Annotated in this window: 17 protein-coding genes and 1 pseudogene; 7 read left to right on the top strand and 11 right to left on the bottom strand. The window is 59.8% G+C overall.

Translation table 11 applies throughout. The features are described from left to right. The first annotated feature begins 96 nt into the window (after nucleotides 1–96). On the top strand, nucleotides 97–711 hold the full coding sequence (gene rpsD, locus CHU95_RS10630; protein ID WP_094456328.1) for a 30S ribosomal protein S4: 615 nt from the start codon (nucleotides 97–99) through the stop codon (nucleotides 709–711). Nucleotides 712–776: 65 nt separating this feature from the next. Here rpsD and CHU95_RS22085 read toward each other — a convergent pair whose 3' ends face one another. Further along, the gene (locus tag CHU95_RS22085; RefSeq protein WP_133065503.1) at nucleotides 777–1406 is read right to left on the bottom strand and encodes a hypothetical protein; all 630 of its coding nucleotides are present in this window, start codon (nucleotides 1404–1406) and stop codon (nucleotides 777–779) included. A 218-nt stretch (nucleotides 1407–1624) separates the two neighbouring features. On the opposite strand from CHU95_RS22085, the gene CHU95_RS10625 reads away from it, so the two are divergent. Further along, entirely contained in the window at nucleotides 1625–2056 is a 432-nt protein-coding gene (locus CHU95_RS10625) for a DoxX family protein (protein WP_094456327.1), read from the top strand. Nucleotides 2057–2151: 95 nt separating this feature from the next. On the opposite strand, the gene CHU95_RS10620 is transcribed toward CHU95_RS10625, so the two are convergent. The 9 genes from CHU95_RS10620 to CHU95_RS10580 form a co-directional block, all read right to left on the bottom strand. Beyond that, entirely contained in the window at nucleotides 2152–3840 is a 1689-nt protein-coding gene (locus CHU95_RS10620; RefSeq protein WP_245838134.1) for a methyl-accepting chemotaxis protein, read from the bottom strand. 234 nt (nucleotides 3841–4074) lie between these two features. Next, nucleotides 4075–4359 carry a hypothetical protein gene (locus CHU95_RS10615; protein ID WP_094456325.1) on the bottom strand — a complete coding sequence of 95 codons (285 nt, stop codon included), beginning with the start codon at nucleotides 4357–4359 and terminating at the stop codon, nucleotides 4075–4077. A 200-nt stretch (nucleotides 4360–4559) separates the two neighbouring features. After that, nucleotides 4560–4898: a Grx4 family monothiol glutaredoxin gene (gene grxD, locus CHU95_RS10610; protein WP_094456324.1), complete on the bottom strand. Its 339-nt coding sequence runs from the start codon at nucleotides 4896–4898 to the stop codon at nucleotides 4560–4562. A 113-nt stretch (nucleotides 4899–5011) separates the two neighbouring features. Then, nucleotides 5012–5251 (bottom strand): BolA/IbaG family iron-sulfur metabolism protein, encoded by a 240-nt coding sequence (locus CHU95_RS10605; protein WP_094456323.1) that lies wholly within the window; start codon nucleotides 5249–5251, stop codon nucleotides 5012–5014. 172 nt (nucleotides 5252–5423) lie between these two features. Next, nucleotides 5424–7646: a phosphoribosylformylglycinamidine synthase subunit PurL gene (gene purL, locus CHU95_RS10600; RefSeq protein ID WP_094456322.1), complete on the bottom strand. Its 2223-nt coding sequence runs from the start codon at nucleotides 7644–7646 to the stop codon at nucleotides 5424–5426. Further along, nucleotides 7643–8332 carry a phosphoribosylformylglycinamidine synthase subunit PurQ gene (purQ, locus tag CHU95_RS10595; RefSeq protein WP_094456321.1) on the bottom strand — a complete coding sequence of 230 codons (690 nt, stop codon included), beginning with the start codon at nucleotides 8330–8332 and terminating at the stop codon, nucleotides 7643–7645. The genes purL and purQ overlap by 4 nt, the downstream gene beginning before the upstream one ends. Nucleotides 8333–8533: 201 nt before the next feature. Next, nucleotides 8534–8932: an MAPEG family protein gene (locus tag CHU95_RS10590; protein WP_094456320.1), complete on the bottom strand. Its 399-nt coding sequence runs from the start codon at nucleotides 8930–8932 to the stop codon at nucleotides 8534–8536. Between the two features lie 48 nt (nucleotides 8933–8980). Then, nucleotides 8981–9862, bottom strand: a complete 882-nt coding sequence (locus tag CHU95_RS10585) for an alpha/beta fold hydrolase (RefSeq protein ID WP_133065502.1) — start codon at nucleotides 9860–9862, stop codon at nucleotides 8981–8983. Nucleotides 9863–9958: 96 nt separating this feature from the next. Continuing rightward, the gene (locus CHU95_RS10580; RefSeq protein WP_094456318.1) at nucleotides 9959–10555 is read right to left on the bottom strand and encodes a TetR/AcrR family transcriptional regulator; all 597 of its coding nucleotides are present in this window, start codon (nucleotides 10553–10555) and stop codon (nucleotides 9959–9961) included. A 123-nt stretch (nucleotides 10556–10678) separates the two neighbouring features. On the opposite strand from CHU95_RS10580, the gene CHU95_RS10575 reads away from it, so the two are divergent. The 5 genes from CHU95_RS10575 to CHU95_RS10555 all read left to right on the top strand — a co-directional run bounded on the left by CHU95_RS10575 (nucleotide 10679) and on the right by CHU95_RS10555 (nucleotide 15620). After that, the gene (locus CHU95_RS10575; RefSeq protein WP_165772116.1) at nucleotides 10679–11059 is read left to right on the top strand and encodes a Crp/Fnr family transcriptional regulator; all 381 of its coding nucleotides are present in this window, start codon (nucleotides 10679–10681) and stop codon (nucleotides 11057–11059) included. A gap of 144 nt (nucleotides 11060–11203) precedes the next feature. Then, entirely contained in the window at nucleotides 11204–12592 is a 1389-nt protein-coding gene (locus CHU95_RS10570; RefSeq protein ID WP_094456316.1) for an aspartate aminotransferase family protein, read from the top strand. A gap of 39 nt (nucleotides 12593–12631) precedes the next feature. After that, nucleotides 12632–13126, top strand: a complete 495-nt coding sequence (locus CHU95_RS10565) for an Lrp/AsnC family transcriptional regulator (protein ID WP_094456315.1) — start codon at nucleotides 12632–12634, stop codon at nucleotides 13124–13126. Between the two features lie 2 nt (nucleotides 13127–13128). Then, nucleotides 13129–14298, top strand: a complete 1170-nt coding sequence (locus CHU95_RS10560; RefSeq protein ID WP_094456314.1) for a M20 aminoacylase family protein — start codon at nucleotides 13129–13131, stop codon at nucleotides 14296–14298. Between the two features lie 71 nt (nucleotides 14299–14369). Next, nucleotides 14370–15620, top strand: coding sequence for an MFS transporter (locus CHU95_RS10555; RefSeq protein ID WP_094456313.1), 1251 nt, complete (start codon nucleotides 14370–14372; stop codon nucleotides 15618–15620). Between the two features lie 34 nt (nucleotides 15621–15654). Here the strand turns inward: CHU95_RS10555 and CHU95_RS21920 are convergent. After that, nucleotides 15655–15798, bottom strand: a pseudogene (locus tag CHU95_RS21920) (electron transfer flavoprotein subunit alpha/FixB family protein); the annotation flags it as partial.

The raw sequence follows: 15798 nt of genomic DNA, 5'->3' as shown, positions 1-15798 counted from the left end.
TGTTTTTGTCTTTTGGAGCCGTCCAGCGGTCAAAGGGCAGGGAACTACCGGGACAACAGCGCTGTCTGAACATCGGGCAGCATAACGGAGTTTGTGATGAGCAAGCGTCAAGAAGCCAAGTATAAGATTGACCGCCGCCTCGGCGTTAACCTGTGGGGCCGCGCCAAGTCCCCGGTCAACAAGCGTGAATATGGCCCCGGCCAGCATGGTCAGCGTCGCAAGAAGCCGTCGGATTACGGCCTGCAGTTGATGGCCAAGCAGAAGCTGAAGGGCTATTACGGCAATATCGGCGAAAAGCAGTTCCGCAAGCTGTACCAGGAAGCCGTTCGCCGTAAGGGTGACTCGGGCGAGAACCTGATCCAGTTGCTGGAGCGCCGCCTGGACGCCGTTGTCTATCGCATGAAGTTCGCCCCGACTCCGTTCTCGGCCCGCCAGATCGTCAACCATGGCCATATCCTGGTCAATGGCAAGCGCGTCAACATCCCCTCCTATCAGGTGAAGGATAATGACGTGGTCGAGGTTCGCGCCAAGGCCAAGAACTTCGCCATCATCATGGAATCGATCCAGTCCGGCGAGCGTGACTTCCCGGATTACGTGACCGTCGATACCGGCAACTTCAAGGGCACCTACCTGCGCGCCCCGAACCTGGCCGACGTTCCGTACCCGACCCAGATGGAACCGAACCTGGTCGTCGAATTCTATTCGCGCTAAGTCCGGTCGCCTTCGGGCACAGATCAGGCCGCGTCCTTCGGGATGCGGCCTTTTTTGTTGAGCTGCTATAATTTAGAATGGAAATTTAAATCATCAGGAAATGCGGAGTGAATTTGGTTTGTCACTGCCGCGAGCGCATTTAAGGTATCATTCGTAAGATTATAAAAAACCACCTCACCATCTATAGTGTACATGAAAGTATTTCCATCTAGATGGCTTCGAAGTATTGTTTTTGATTCAACGATCTTTGTAGTTCCCATTTCAAAATTGCGCACTGCATTTCTATCAATTTTCTGATCATTTTCGACCAACTCCGCAGAGTGAGCTACAGCGTTACGTAGTTCTTTTGCAAAGGGAAAATATTCCTGGAATTTCTTCTGAGCATCCCGAAGTTCGTCAATCTTAACTTTAGAGCGAAAGACCGGGCATAATTTAAACGAATTTCTAATAAATTCGATCATCTTACAATAATGATATAGCGATATTGCACCATCACGCGCCGGAACCAACATCCATTTTAAATATTCACGCTTCCTTTGCTGTTCATAATTCCGATTTAAAGCAAAATATAGTGAGATTGCATCATTTATATCTTCATTATGTATGGATAAAAAATGAAAATTAGCAACCACCTTACCTATGTGCTCATGCTCATCTTCTGGGTATTTCATGCTGTTGATGAATAGCGTTTTCATCACATTTCTCCAAACGCACCATCTGCCGGGATTTCTAAAGCAACCGTATCGGCAGTTCGAGGCACTTCACAAGCCAAACTCTATTATCCCATTTTCCAGGACAATTAATCGTATTCAGCGCGCATTGTCGCAATGGTTCGGCAGGCGTAGCTTTCCTCTCAAGACGACGGCGCCCCTTGCCGGCGCCACTCTTCAAGAGAACGGAAAGGTTTACGACCATGAACACCCTGATTGCCAACAATGCCAAGTACCTGCCCGTTGCCGGCCGCGTGTTGCTGGCCGCCATCTTCATCACGTCAGGCCTTTCAAAGGTGACCGGTTGGGAGGGCAGCCTGGCCTATGTTGGCTCCGCTGGCCTGCCACTGCCGTCCGAACTGCTGCTGCTGGCCGCGATCGTGACGGAACTGGTGGGCGGTGCCCTCATCGTCGCGGGCTTTCAGACGCGGGCCGCCGCCTTGGCACTGGCCGGCTTCTCGATTATCTCCGCCATCCTGTTCCATAATTACTGGGCCGTGGCGGATGCGCAGATGGCCTATCTTCAGACCGTCATGTTCTGGAAGAATGTGTCGATGGCTGGCGGCTTCCTGGTCCTGGCCGGTCATGGCGCCGGCCCGGTCGCAGTCGATAATCTGCTGGCCCGGAAGGCCTGAACGCTGCCTTTATGAAGACAAAACAAAAGGGCCGCTCCGGTGTTGGGGGCGGCCCTTGAGGCCCGGAGGCACAGGCTGGAAAGGGCCGCCCTGCTTCAAGCGGCCTGGGTGTCCACCTCCGTCATCGCCCCCTGCACGACCTGAACAAGGGTTGTACGAAGTTCAAGAACCGATTGTGTAACGGTTGCCGTCACCTCCCGCATCGATCGGGCCCGCTCACCGGTCCCCTGGGCTTCGGCAGAAACCTGGGTGATACGGTTGTTCACTTCCCGTGCTGCCTCGGCCGCCTGATTGACGTTGCGGCTGATCTCCTGTGTCGCCGCCCCCTGTTCTTCAATTGCCGAGGCGATGGCCTGTGAAATCTGATCCATCTCGGTAATGGTCAGGCTGATTTCCTGTACAGCCCCGACTGCCGCGCGGGTCACGGCCTCGATATCGGTGATCTGGCGTTCAATCTCCTCGGTGGCGCGGGCTGTCTGGTTGGCCAACGCCTTCACTTCGGTGGCGACCACCGCAAATCCTTTTCCAGCTTCCCCGGCCCGCGCCGCTTCAATGGTGGCATTCAGCGCCAGAAGGTTTGTCTGCCCTGCAATCTGTCCGATCAGCCCGGCCACATCACCAATCCGGGCAACGGCCTCCGACAAGGAGCTGATGGTGGCCTGGGTTCGGTCCCCCACCTCAACCGCGCGGCGGCTGGCCGCACTGCCATTGCCCACCTGTGCCGCGATCTCCCGGATTGAGGCTGCCAGTTCCTCGGCTGCTGCGGCGACGGTTTCACTGTTATGCAAAGCCTGGGTGGCGGCGGCGGCAACATTCTGGCTGTTCGAGGAGACAAGCCCCGCCGACATGGCCATCGCGGTCGAACTCTCATCCATCAGTCGGGTCCGATCAGCCACAATGGCCATGGCCGCTCCCGCTTCGCTCTCCACTTTGGCGGCCATGGTTTGCAGCGCCGCGCGCTTCTGCTGTTCTGCCGCTGCGCGGGCAATCTCCTGCTGGGCCCGCAGACGCTGCGCCTCCATCCCTCCCTGTTTCAGAACATCGACGGCCCTGGCCATTTCTCCCACCTCGTCACCACGATCCGTATCGGTGACGGTCACGGTGAAGTCATGCCTCGCCAGAACTCCCAATGTCTGAGTCAATCGTCCGATCGGACGGATCAAACGACGGTCCACAATAAAGATGCCGGCTGCCGCAAACAGAAGTCCCAAGGCCAGCAGCAGCTTGGCCACAGCCAAGGACACAAGGTTATCATTATGGCTTTGTTTATAGACCTCGCCCGCCACCCGTACCTGCAAACCTGTGAGTTCCGCTATGGCACCGGTTACCGGATCAATTGTCTGATAAAGGGTGTTGGCGATGAATTCCTGGAGGGCCTGCTGGTCCTGGCGAATCATGATCGCCGTCAGGTCCTCGATCGACCGGTTGGCCGCCAGCATCAAGGTCTGGGCCGTGTCTGCCAGACGCTTTTCATCGGCGGTCATGTATGTCGACATATACGCTTGCCAAACCTCGCCAATCCTTGCCTTGGCCTGGCTTACCGCTTCGCGGCCCTCCGCCCAACCCATGCTGCCATTGCTCACCTTGTGGCTGGCATCAACGATAAAGACGGCGTAATCGTCAGAAATGGTTTTCAGTTGCTGCAAGGGTACAACGCGGTCGACATAGACCGTGCCCAAGCCATCATCGGCACGGCCCAGGGCCAGAAGATTGATGACATTTGATGCAACGATCATCAGGGCCAAGATGCCCAAAACCATTGCTAACAGCTTTTTGATGGTCATCCGCACTGCCGCCTCCCGCCGATTTGCCCTATAGCCCCTATCGGACTGTTAGCGATTATGCTGTTTGACCTAAGTCACCCTGTCTAGACCTGGCATTTTAGCCAAAAGTATACGATATCCTTTATGGATAGACTTTCTTGATATTTATCAAGTCTACGTTTGTCTTTAATCAATTGTACCCCGACGGGTGATCACCGCTGAACGATCAGCGCCTTCAGCGGTGATCATGGTAGATCAAGACGAGGGCAGCGGGTTCGGCGGCGCCTGCTTGGTATAGTCATCCACCTGCCTGCCGGAACTGCGCCGCATGTCTTCCCAATCCTGTTGGGTCTTGCAAATCTTGTTACGCTTGACCCGAGATCCGGTTTCTTTTGCCGTCTTGCAAATCAGGCGGCTGGGGTCCTTGTCATCCGGTGCGGTCTGAACAATCGGCTCCGTCGTCGATACTGCCGTTTCCTGGGCCGCTGCCGGCGACCCGCACAAAACAAAGAAAACCATCCAAAGAGAAATATAGCGCATGCCAAACCTCTAACAGTCGAATAAGCCCCGCAGTAAATATTCAACAGGGAATGCCCGTTTAAAACAAAAATGATTGCAATAAATTACGTTTATGCAACCCTTTACAGATTTGTAATGTTTTTCTGCAAAGATCATCGCGCAATGAAAAAGGGGGCCTCCAGACGGAAGGCCCCCTTTTAAGCAATCAGGCAAAAGCCCGGTCAGGCAGCGTCGGCGAAAGCCACGCCCTTGTCGCGCAGCAGATCCTGCAGCTCTCCTGCCTCGTACATCTCGCGGACGATATCACAACCGCCCACGAACTCGCCCTTCACATAGAGCTGCGGGATGGTCGGCCAGTTGGTGAATTCCTTGATGCCCTGGCGCAGGGCCGGATCGACCAGAATGTCGATGCCCTTAAACTTGACGCCCAGGTGGCTCAGCACCTGCACCACAGCGGCGGAGAAGCCGCACTGCGGGAACACGGGCGTCCCCTTCATATACAACACGACGTCATTGTCGGCGATATCGCGCTTGATGCGCTCGGCAACCGTCTGGTCCATCTGTCACTCTTCCTTGGCAGTGCCAGGTCCCCGCCCCTGCGGCGCCATGGCAAATCTCTCGACATATAGCGCCGAACGCTTCCCCTTAACAGGGGGTTCGTTCGGTTGGCCAATCATGCGTCCTTCGGCACCGCTGTGGTCAGCATCAGCGCATGCAACTCGTTGCCCATACGGCCTTTAAGGGCAGCATAGACCAGTTGATGTTGTGCGACACGGGTTTTCCCTTTGAATGCCGGGCTTTCCACATAGGCCGCGTAATGGTCGCCATCACCGCGCAGGTCGTCAATACGGACAACGGCGTCGGGGAACGCCTCGCGCAGCAGGGCCTCGATTTCGGATGCGTGCATCGCCATAGGTCGGGTCCTTATACATCAACGCCGCCGCTGGATGGCGACGGCGTATCATTGAACATTCCCTGCCTTCCCCGCGAAAGCGGGGACCCAGGGGCCAGAAGCACCAACATGTGGTTCAGGCGGCCCCTGGCCCCCCCCGCTTTCGCGGGGGAAGCAGTTCGGTGGATAAACCTTACCCCACCTTGCCATTCATATAGTTCGGCAGCCAAGCCTCGTTCGCTGCAATCAGGTCCGCGACCGAAATGATGGCCCCTGACGCGCCCGTCAGAGCGTCGCCGCCGACCGTGCCGATGCGGGTCAGCGTGACACCGGCTTCAGCGGCCTGGGCTTCCACGGCGTCGAGATCGGCCGGCTTCACCGTCAGGACATAACGACCCTGATCCTCACCGAACAGTTCTGCCACGTGCCAGCCATCCAGGCCGGACAGGTCGGCACCCTTGTTGCCGGCCATGGCCATTTCGGCCAAAGCCACCTGCAGGCCGCCATCCGACACGTCATGCGACGCGGTGATCAGGCCGGCCTGGATGGCGTCGCGCACGAAGGTGCCGTGACGCTTTTCGGTTTCCAGATCAACCGCCGGGGCGGGACCTTCCTCCAGACCCAGAATCTCGCGCAAGTAAAGGCTCTGACCCAGGTGACCCTCGGTCTCGCCCACCAGCAGAATGACGTCGCCATCATTCTTGAAGCCCAGGCCCACCGCCTTGTGCCCATCGGCCAGCAGGCCGACACCGCCCACCGTCGGGGTCGGCAGGATGCCCACGCCGTTGGTTTCGTTGTAGAGCGACACATTGCCCGACACGACCGGGTAATCCAGCACGCGGCAGGCCTCGGCCATACCTTCGACACAGCCCGCGAACTGCCCCATGATCCGGGGCTTTTCGGGATTGCCGAAATTCATGTTGTCGGTGATGGCCAGCGGCAGGGCGCCGACGGCGGACACGTTGCGATAGCTTTCGGCCACGGCCTGACGCCCGCCCTGCACCGGGTCGGCGAAGCAGTAACGCGGCGTCACGTCGGACGACATGGCCAGCGCCTTGTTCGTGCCATGCACACGGACCACGGCGGCATCAGCCTGACCCGACAGGAAGCGGGTATCGGCACCCACCTGGCTATCATATTGCTGCCAGATCCAGCGCTTGGAGGCCAGGTCCGGGCAGGCGACCAGCTTGGTCAGGATATCGCCCAGCGACAGGTCTTCGGGCCACAGCTCATCCTCGTCCAGGTCGAGCGGCGGCTGGGCCGGCGTCTCTTCCCAGGGGCGATGGTATAGCGGCGCGGCGTCGAACAGCGGGGCCAGTTCCAGATCGCAATAGGTGTCGCCGTTCATCTTCAGGACGAAACGGCCCGTATCGGTCAGGTGACCGATCACGGCGAAATCCAGTTCCCACTTTTCGAAGATGGCGCGGGCCACATCCTCGGAACCGGGCTTCAGGATCATCAGCATGCGTTCCTGGCTCTCCGACAGCATGATCTCATAGGGGGTCATCCCCGTCTCACGCTGCGGCACCTTTTCCAGATGCAGCTCAATCCCCAGACCGCCCTTGCCGGCCATTTCGACCGAGGAGGAGGTCAGGCCGGCAGCCCCCATGTCCTGGATGGACTGGATGGCGTCGGTATTCATCAATTCCAGGCAGGCTTCGATCAGCAGCTTTTCCGTGAACGGATCGCCGACCTGCACCGTGGGCCGCTTGGCCTCGCTGTCCTCAGTGAACTCCGCCGAGGACATGGTAGCGCCATGGATGCCGTCGCGGCCCGTCTTGGACCCGACATAGACCACGGGGTTACCAACGCCCGCCGCCTTGGAATAGAAAATCTTGTCCTGGTCGGCGATGCCCACGGTCATGGCATTGACCAGGCAGTTGCCGTTATAGGCCTTGTGGAAATTGGTTTCGCCACCCACCGTGGGCACGCCGACGCAATTGCCGTAATGGCCGATACCCGACACGACGCCGGCGACAAGCTGGCGGGTCTTGGGATGGTCCGGCTCGCCAAAGCGGAGCGCATTCAGGTTGGCGATGGGACGGGCACCCATGGTGAACACGTCGCGCAGAATGCCGCCAACGCCCGTTGCCGCACCCTGGAAGGGCTCGATATAGGACGGATGATTGTGGCTCTCCATCTTGAAGATGGCGGCCTGACCATCACCAATGTCGATCACACCGGCATTTTCGCCCGGACCACAGATGACCCAGGGGGCCGTGGTCGGGAACTTCTTCAGCCAGACGCGCGACGACTTGTAGGAGCAATGCTCCGACCACATCACGGAATAGATGCCAAGCTCGGTAAAGGTCGGCTGACGGCCGACAATTTCCAGCAGGCGCTTATATTCGTCGGCCTTGATGCCATGTTCGGCGGCCAAGGCCTCGTTCACCACGGGTTCCTTGTGGGCGCTCACGACAGGGTCTCCACCAGGCTATCGAAGAAGGCACGGCCATCGGTATTGCCATGCAGCGGATCGAAGGCGCGTTCGGGATGCGGCATCATACCCAGCACGTTGCGCTGTGCGTTGAAGATGCCGGCAATGTCGTTGGTCGCCCCGTTCGGGTTGGCCTGATCGGCGCTCTGGCCCGGCAGAGCGGCATAGCGGAACGCCACCAGCCCCTCGCCCTCCAGACGCTTCAGCGTCTCGTCGTCGGCGACGTAATTGCCCTCGCCATGGCCGACCGGAATACCGATCACCTGGCCCTTGGCATATTTGCGGGTAAAGTCGCTGTCGTTGGTCTCAACGCGCAGGCCGACCGTGCGGCACACATATTTCAGCGACTTGTTGCGGATCAGGGCACCCGGCAGCAAACCCGCCTCGGTGATGATCTGAAAGCCGTTGCAGATGCCCACAACGCGCACGCCCTTGGCCGCGCGTTCCTTCACCACCTTCATGATGGGCGAATGGGCGGCCATGGCCCCACAGCGCAGATAGTCGCCATAGGAAAAACCGCCAGGGACGGCGATGACATCGACGTCCGGCAGGTCCGTATCCTTGTGAAAGGCCATGTGGGGCTTCTTGCCGGAAGCCTGTTCCAAGGCAACCGCAATGTCGCGGTCGCAGTTGGAACCAGGGAAGACGATGACGGCGGACTTCATCCCGCGTTACCCGTTCCGTTGGTGGAGGGAAGGCGGCGGACCATCACCGGGACGGCCCCCCGATGCGGCCGGACCCTAATGCCGACGCCCGCCCAATGCAAGATCGGGGCTCCCCCAACAAGGCCATGGCAGGCCGGCGTTATCGGCGGGTGGGACTTTGCCTGCCCCTGCGGCACCGTCGCGCAGCAGGGACCGGCCTGGTTAAAGATGACCAACAGCGCCCACCACCAGAAGGATGGAAGCGGCCAGCAGCATCAGCCAGGTCAGCAAGATGCCTGTCAGGCGGCCAAAACTCTTGCCACCCGGATTGGCGGTCAGGCCCTGTGCATGCAGCACACGCCCCAGAAACAGGGCAGCACCCAGACCATGAACCACGCCCGGCGGCCATCCCGACAGTTCAACCAGAACCAGCAGCACCAGGGCTGTGGGCACATATTCGACAAAATTGCCCTGCACCCGGATCGCGGCCTGCAGGTCCTTATGCCCACCATCGCCCAGCGACACGCCATGACGACGGCGATACATGGATACGCGATAACTCAGCACCAGCAGCAGCACACCCAGCAGCCCGGCATAGAGTGCGGAAAGAGCAACGTGCATAATCCCCCCTGTCAGTCTTGTCTCTGTTGTTACACCATAGTGGAGGGTTCATTCCCCCCGCAATGCGAAGCCGACCGCGCGGTCGACGACACCCGTATCCGACAGCAACCGGCGGTGGCCGAGGCCATTGACCAGATAGGCTGACAAACCTTGCCACGACGCCGCCAGCAGCAGCCCGTCAGACACCGGCATGATCCGGTCATCGACGGAATGGATGAGCAGCGCCGGTCTATCCGCATCCCCATGCAAATGCAGGCAGGCGAGAGGCCGGCCCAAGGCACGGTCGATCTCCCGCACCAACGCATGTTCCCCGTCCAGGTCCAGACGCAACACATACGCGATCTGGCGTAATGGCAGGGTCAGATCCACCAATGGCGCCAGGAGCACGGCACGCCCGGCATCAAACCCTTCCTGGATCGCCAGGACAAGGGCCGCCGCCCCCACGCCATGGGCAATCACTGCGCATACCCGCCCCCCGGCTGCCATCGCCACAGCCTGAATAGCGGCAGCCATATCCAGGACTGTCACCTCTTGTCCACTGCTGCGCCCATGCGCGGGCGCATCAAAGACCACAACACGGGCGCCAGCATCCAGCAAGGGCTGAACAAAAGCCAGCATGTCATGGGTCTGCCCCTCCCAATCATGCACAAGCAGGACCAAGGGTGCGTCAGGACCCAGAGGCGCACCCCAAAGGCGGGCCGCAAGGTGTGGCGTGAAGCCCGGCACGGCCAGAACAATACCCCCCGCCGGTTCCGGCAGGGCCGGCGGCGCCACCGTCCGCTCGGGCATCAGGTAAAGGCGCCGCCCTTCCGCCAGGACCCGCCCCTGCCCTGACCACGGATGCACCAGATTGGCAAGCCCATCTACCCAGCCCGATCCCTCCCGAATGCGACGAACGTTCGTGCTTTTTCTAGAGAAAAAATAAGCCATGGAATTCTCTCCCTGACTGGGGACGTCCGTCCAGGCGGGCGGGCGCCACGATGACCATTAACCCGGTCCCGCCGCACGCGGAACCGGAGGACCCTTTTATTGCCGGTTGCGGCCCCGGTCGACCAGACCATGGACAGCGGTTCGCGCCCACATCTCTGCCTTCGGATTCTTCAGCAGCCGATATGACTGGGTGAAGCCGTAACAGAGCGAAATCCCTTCAAATGCGAACTGTTCCACATCCAGATCGCTGCGCAGATGCCCCTCCTCCACCGCGCGGCGGGTAGCCCCAATGACAACGCGGCGCATGTCCTCCTGCTGCTTGACGATCAAGTCCTGGATAGGACCAGGGCGGTCGTCAAATTCGATGGAGGCCGCCTGGATCGGGCAACCACCAGGCAGCACCGTGTCCATCGTCCAGGCAATCCAATTCTCAAATAATGCCAGCACCCGCGGCAGCCCCCGTGGCTGGGCCAGAGCCGGCCGCACAACCGTATCGGCAAACAGTTCCGCTGCCCGTTCCAACACCGCTGCCTGAAGCTGTTCCTTGCTGCCGAAATGGGCAAAAAGCCCGGATTTCGACATGCCCAGCCGGTCGGCCAGTGTCCCGATGGTCAAGCCGGTCAGTCCGTCCGTGCTGGTCATCGCCAGCGCCTGGTCCAGGATTGCGGCACGTGTGCGTTCGCCTTTGCTCATAAGGTCCAAATAATACGAACGGTCGTACTATTGTCAAGCCCATGGTAAATGGGAAGCAATCAGCGTAATGCTTGGCAGGCCTGCGCTTTCTGCGGGCGCCGCCAGATGCAGGGGTCAATCACCATGTCCGCCGCTTTTGAACGCCGAACTTTCGCACCGGGCGAGTTGATCTTCAAGGAGGGTGATCCCGGTGACAGCCTTTATGTGGTGGAAAGTGGGCGTGTATGCATCTGGCGCGGCGATAGCGAACACCCGACGGTGATCGGCAGGGTCGAAACCACGGGTATTTTTGGCGAAATGGCCATCTTTGACCGCAAACCACGCATGGCCAATGCCACAGCCGAGGTGGAATCGGTGCTGATGCGGATGCCTGCCAGCGTGCTGCGCGAAAGCCTTTATGGGGCCGACCCGCTGCTGCGCCAACTGGTGCAGTTGCTGATCGACAATATCCGCACAATGGCGCGGCGCCTGGACGAGTTGGAGACCAAGCTGGGGTCCGACTGATTGTCAGCCCACCAACGGCATATCATGCCGTCATTCGATGGCGAATGACCCCGCCCCCGCCAATCCGCCAGCAACAACGGCGCCTTTCCCCGCCAGCCATCGCCTAGGCTTCTTTGCAAGGACACTCTGCCAAGGCCAAAGCTGATGCTGAAGCGCAACCGCTCCCTGCTTGATATTGACCGCGACCACCTGATCCATCCCGTGACCTCTTTCCACGGGCATGAGGCGCGGGGTGCCACCTTTCTGGAAAGTGGCAAGGGGATGTGGGTGAAGGATCGGGACGGGAACGAACTGCTGGACGCGTTCGCCGGGCTGTGGTGCGTCAATGTCGGTTATGGTCAGGAGAGCATTGTTGAGGCGGCCGCCGAACAGATGCGCCGTCTGCCCTACGCCACCGGCTATTTCCATTTTGGCAGTGAACCGGCGGTAAAGCTGGCGGAAAGACTGGTGCAACTGGCGCCCTCCAGCCTGACGCGCGTCTTTTTCACACTGGGCGGGTCGGATGCGGTGGATTCTGCCGTGCGCTATATCACCCACTATTGGAACGCTGTCGGCAAGCCGACCAAGAAGCATTACATCGCGCTGGAGCGGGGCTATCACGGTTCGTCCTCGACCGGCGCAGGCCTGACGGCGTTGGCGAATTTCCACCGCCTGTTTGATCTGCCGCGCCCGTGGCAGCACCATATCCCGTCCCCCTATCCGTACCGGTCCGATCTTGGCGACGATGCTGCGGCCATCATTGCCCGTTCGGTGGCCCAGTTTCAGGCCAAGGTCGATGAACTGGGCGGCCCGGACAATGTCGCTGCCTTTTTCTGTGAACCGATCCAGGGATCTGGCGGCGTGATCGTGCCGCCCAAGGGCTGGCTGAAGGCCATGCGTGACGCCTGCCGCGATCTCGACATCCTGTTCCTGGCGGATGAAGTCATCACCGGTTTTGGCCGTACCGGCCCGCTTTTCGCCTGTGAGCAGGAAGAGGTTGAACCCGATCTGATGACAGTGGCCAAGGGTCTGACCGCCGGCTATGCCCCGATGGGAGCGGTCTTGATGTCGGAAGAGATTTATCAGGGCATTGCCGAGGCGGCCAAAGGCGCCGATGTGATTGGCCATGGCTTCACCTATTCCGGTCACCCGGTCAGTGCCGCTGTTGGTCTGGAGGTGATCCGGCTTTACACCGAAGGCGGTATCCTGGCCAATGGTCAGGCGCGCGCAGAGGATTTCGCTGCCGAATTGGAGTCCCTGGCTGACCACCCCTTGGTCGGCGATGTACGGGGTCGGGGGCTGCTGGGGGCCATTGAACTGGTGGCCGACAAGCAGCAAAAGAGCCGCTTCGACCCATCCCTGAAGCTGCCGGACCGACTGTTCAAACAAGGCTATGCGAACGGCGTGATTTTCCGGGCCTTTGGCGACAACATCATTGGACTGGCACCAGCGCTCTGTTGTAACGCTGCCGAAATGGCATTGATTTTCCAGCGCATCCGGAAAACCCTGGATGATCTGCTGGACGCCCCGGATGTCAGGGCGGCCCTGGCTTGATCTTTAGTCTTTGACCTTCAGGAAAAAGGCGCTCGATAGATGATACCGGGACCCAAATTGGATCGGATCGACCTGAAGATCCTGGCGCAGTTGCAGCAGGCGGGCCGCATCACCAATGTCGAGCTGGCGGACGCCGTGGGCCTTTCGCCAAGCCCGTGTCTGACCCGCGTCAAGCGGCTTGAAAAGGCAGGCTACATCACCGGCTACGGCGCTCACATCAATCTGGCCAAGCTGGGTGAATTTCTAACCGTGTTCACGCAGGTGACATTGACCGAACATCGGTCGGGCGATTTTTCGCGGTTCGAAACGCGTATCCGCAAGATCGACGAGATTGTCGAATGCCATCTGGTCAGCGGTGGATATGATTATCTGCTGAAATTCGTGACCCAGGGGGTCGCCCATTATCAGACCATCATCGAGGGGATGCTGGAGGGTGATTTCGGCATTGAAAAATATTTCAGTTACGTCGTGATCAAGTCCCCCTTCATCAAACATCACCTGCCCATTCAAACCCTTTTCGGGGATCAGGCCTGATCATGCCCGACGCGCTGTCCGATCTGCTGCCCGCGTTGGTGGCCTTTCGCCGCGACATTCACGCCCATCCCGAACTGGGGTTTCAGGAACATCGCACCGCCGCCCTGGTCGCCGCCGCCTTAAAAGAAATCGGACTGGACGTGCATGAGGGCATCGGGGGCACAGGTGTTGTGGGAACCTTGCGTGTTGGATCTTCGGACCGGACCATCGGTCTGCGCGCCGACATGGACGCGCTGCCCCTTCAGGAAGCCACATCCCTGCCATATGCCAGTACCCGGGCCGGTGTTTTCCACGGTTGTGGCCATGATGGCCATACAACTATGCTGCTGGGGGCCGCCCGGTATTTAGCCGGTACCCGACAGTTTGACGGCACGGTCAATTTTATTTTCCAGCCCGCCGAAGAAGGTCTGGGCGGGGCGCGGGAAATGGTGAAGCAGGGGCTGTTCGATCGGTTCCCCTGCCAACGGGTCTTCGCCCTGCATAACTGGCCCGATCTGCCCGCCCACCATGTTGCAACCCGTCCCGGCCCGATCATGGCCGCAGCGGACAAGTTCGAGATCGTGGTCAAGGGCAAGGGCGGCCACGCGGCCATGCCGCATGTCACACCAGATGCCATCCTGGCCGCCAGTGAGATGGTGGGACAGCTTAATACCATCCTTGCGCGTCGCATCCCGCCGATGGCGACGGCCGTCCTGTCCGTTACCCGCATCGCCGGCGGCCATGCCCATAATGTCATCCCTGCTACCGTCAACCTGGGCGGTACCGTGCGCAGCTTTGATCCTGTCATCCAGGACCGGATCGAGGCCAGCCTGCGCCAGGTTGTGGAGGGTGTGGCCCTGGCCCATGGCGTCGCCGCCGATATCACTTATGACCGCTATTACCCCGCCACCATCAATGATGCCGATGCGGCGGCAGCAGCGCTGGCGGTGGCGGCGAAGGTGGCCCCGCATATACAGATCGCGCCAGAGCCTGCCTTCACATCGGAGGATTTTGCCTTCATGCTGCAAGTGACCAAGGGTGCCTATCTGTGGCTGGGCCAGGGGGCGAACCCTGGCGAGGGGGCGTGCAGCAGCCCATTGCACCACCCGCATTATGATTTCAACGACGCCATCATCCCCACCGGTATCCGACTGCATGTCGGTCTGGTGGAGGCGCATCTGAAGGCGTCTTGACAGCGGATGCCTGACGGCCAATAGCTTCCGGGCCTGTTGGGGAGGAAGCGATTTTGACACAGAACCAGTCCATGACCCGCCGCGATGTGCGGACTCTGGCCCTGGCGGCCCTGGGCGGAGCCCTGGAATTTTATGATTTCATTATTTTTGTCTATTTTGCGGCCATTATCGGGCAGTTGTTCTTTCCGCCGGAATTGCCGGACTGGATGAAGCAGTTGCAGACCTTCGGCATCTTTGCCGCCGGTTATCTTGCACGCCCCCTGGGTGGCATCATCATGGCCCATTTCGGTGACCGGTTGGGCCGCAAACGCATGTTCACCCTGTCCATCCTGATGATGGCCATCTCCACCCTGGGCATGGGTCTGTTGCCCACCTATGCGCAGGTCGGCATCATCGCCCCGGTGGCGTTGCTGGCACTCCGGATTGCGCAAGGGGCCGCAATCGGTGGCGAGGTACCCGGCGCCTGGGTTTTTGTGGCAGAACATGTGCCACCCAACCGGGTAGGGTTGGCCTGCGGCACTGTTACCTGCGGCCTGACGGTGGGTATTCTGCTGGGTTCTTTGTCGGCGACCGGCCTGAACACATTCTTCACCCAGGAGGTGATCCTGGATGATGCCTGGCGCCTGCCCTTCCTGCTGGGTGGTGTGTTTGGGTTCATTTCCGTTTATCTGCGCCGCTGGCTGGCGGAAACGCCGGTGTTTAAGGCGATGCAGGAACGTAAGACCCTGACCGAGGAACTGCCGCTGCGGGTGGTGGCGCGTGATCACCTGCGGGGCGTGGCCGTGTCGGTGGCCCTGACCGGACTTCTGTCATCCGGCATCATCGTCCTGATCTTGATGACACCCGCCATTTTGCAGAAATCCTATGGGATCGACCCCGCAACGGCGCTTAGCGCCAACAGCCTGTCGACATTGTTCCTGTCAATTGGCTGTGTTTTAGCCGGGCTGATTGTGGACCGGATCGGGGCTGCGCGATTCTTTATGTTCTTCAGCCCGCTGCTGGCCCTGTCGGCCTTCCTGCTGTTCATGACTTTGCGGATCGACCCGTCCTGGCTGTTTGTGCTGTCAGCCCTGGTCGGTCTGTGTGTGGGTACAATCGGGGCCGTACCCTATGCGATGGTGCATGTGTTTCCGGCGTCAGTGCGGTTCAGCGGCCTTTCGGCCTCCTATAACCTTGCCTATGCGGTTTTTGGCGGCCTGACACCAATCGCGGTGACCATGATGCAGCAGGTCAGCCCGCTGGCGCCGGCCTTTTACGTGCTGGTGTTCAGCCTTGTCGGGGTGATCACCGGATTTGCGCTGCGCCGGCTACCGAAACTTTGACCGGACGGGGCCGCCACCGGGCCGCACCGTCCGGTCAACCGCCCANCAGTTCTGGGACGATCTTGAACAGGTCACCGACGATACCGTAGTCGGCGACCTGGAACATGGGGGCTTCTTCGTCCTTGTTGATGGCGACGATGACCTTGCTGTCCTTCATGCCGGCCAGATGCTGGATGGC

This window comes from Niveispirillum lacus, from assembly GCF_002251795.1.
Lineage (GTDB): Bacteria > Pseudomonadota > Alphaproteobacteria > Azospirillales > Azospirillaceae > Niveispirillum > Niveispirillum lacus.
This window is presented reverse-complemented; position numbering and strand designations above follow the sequence as displayed.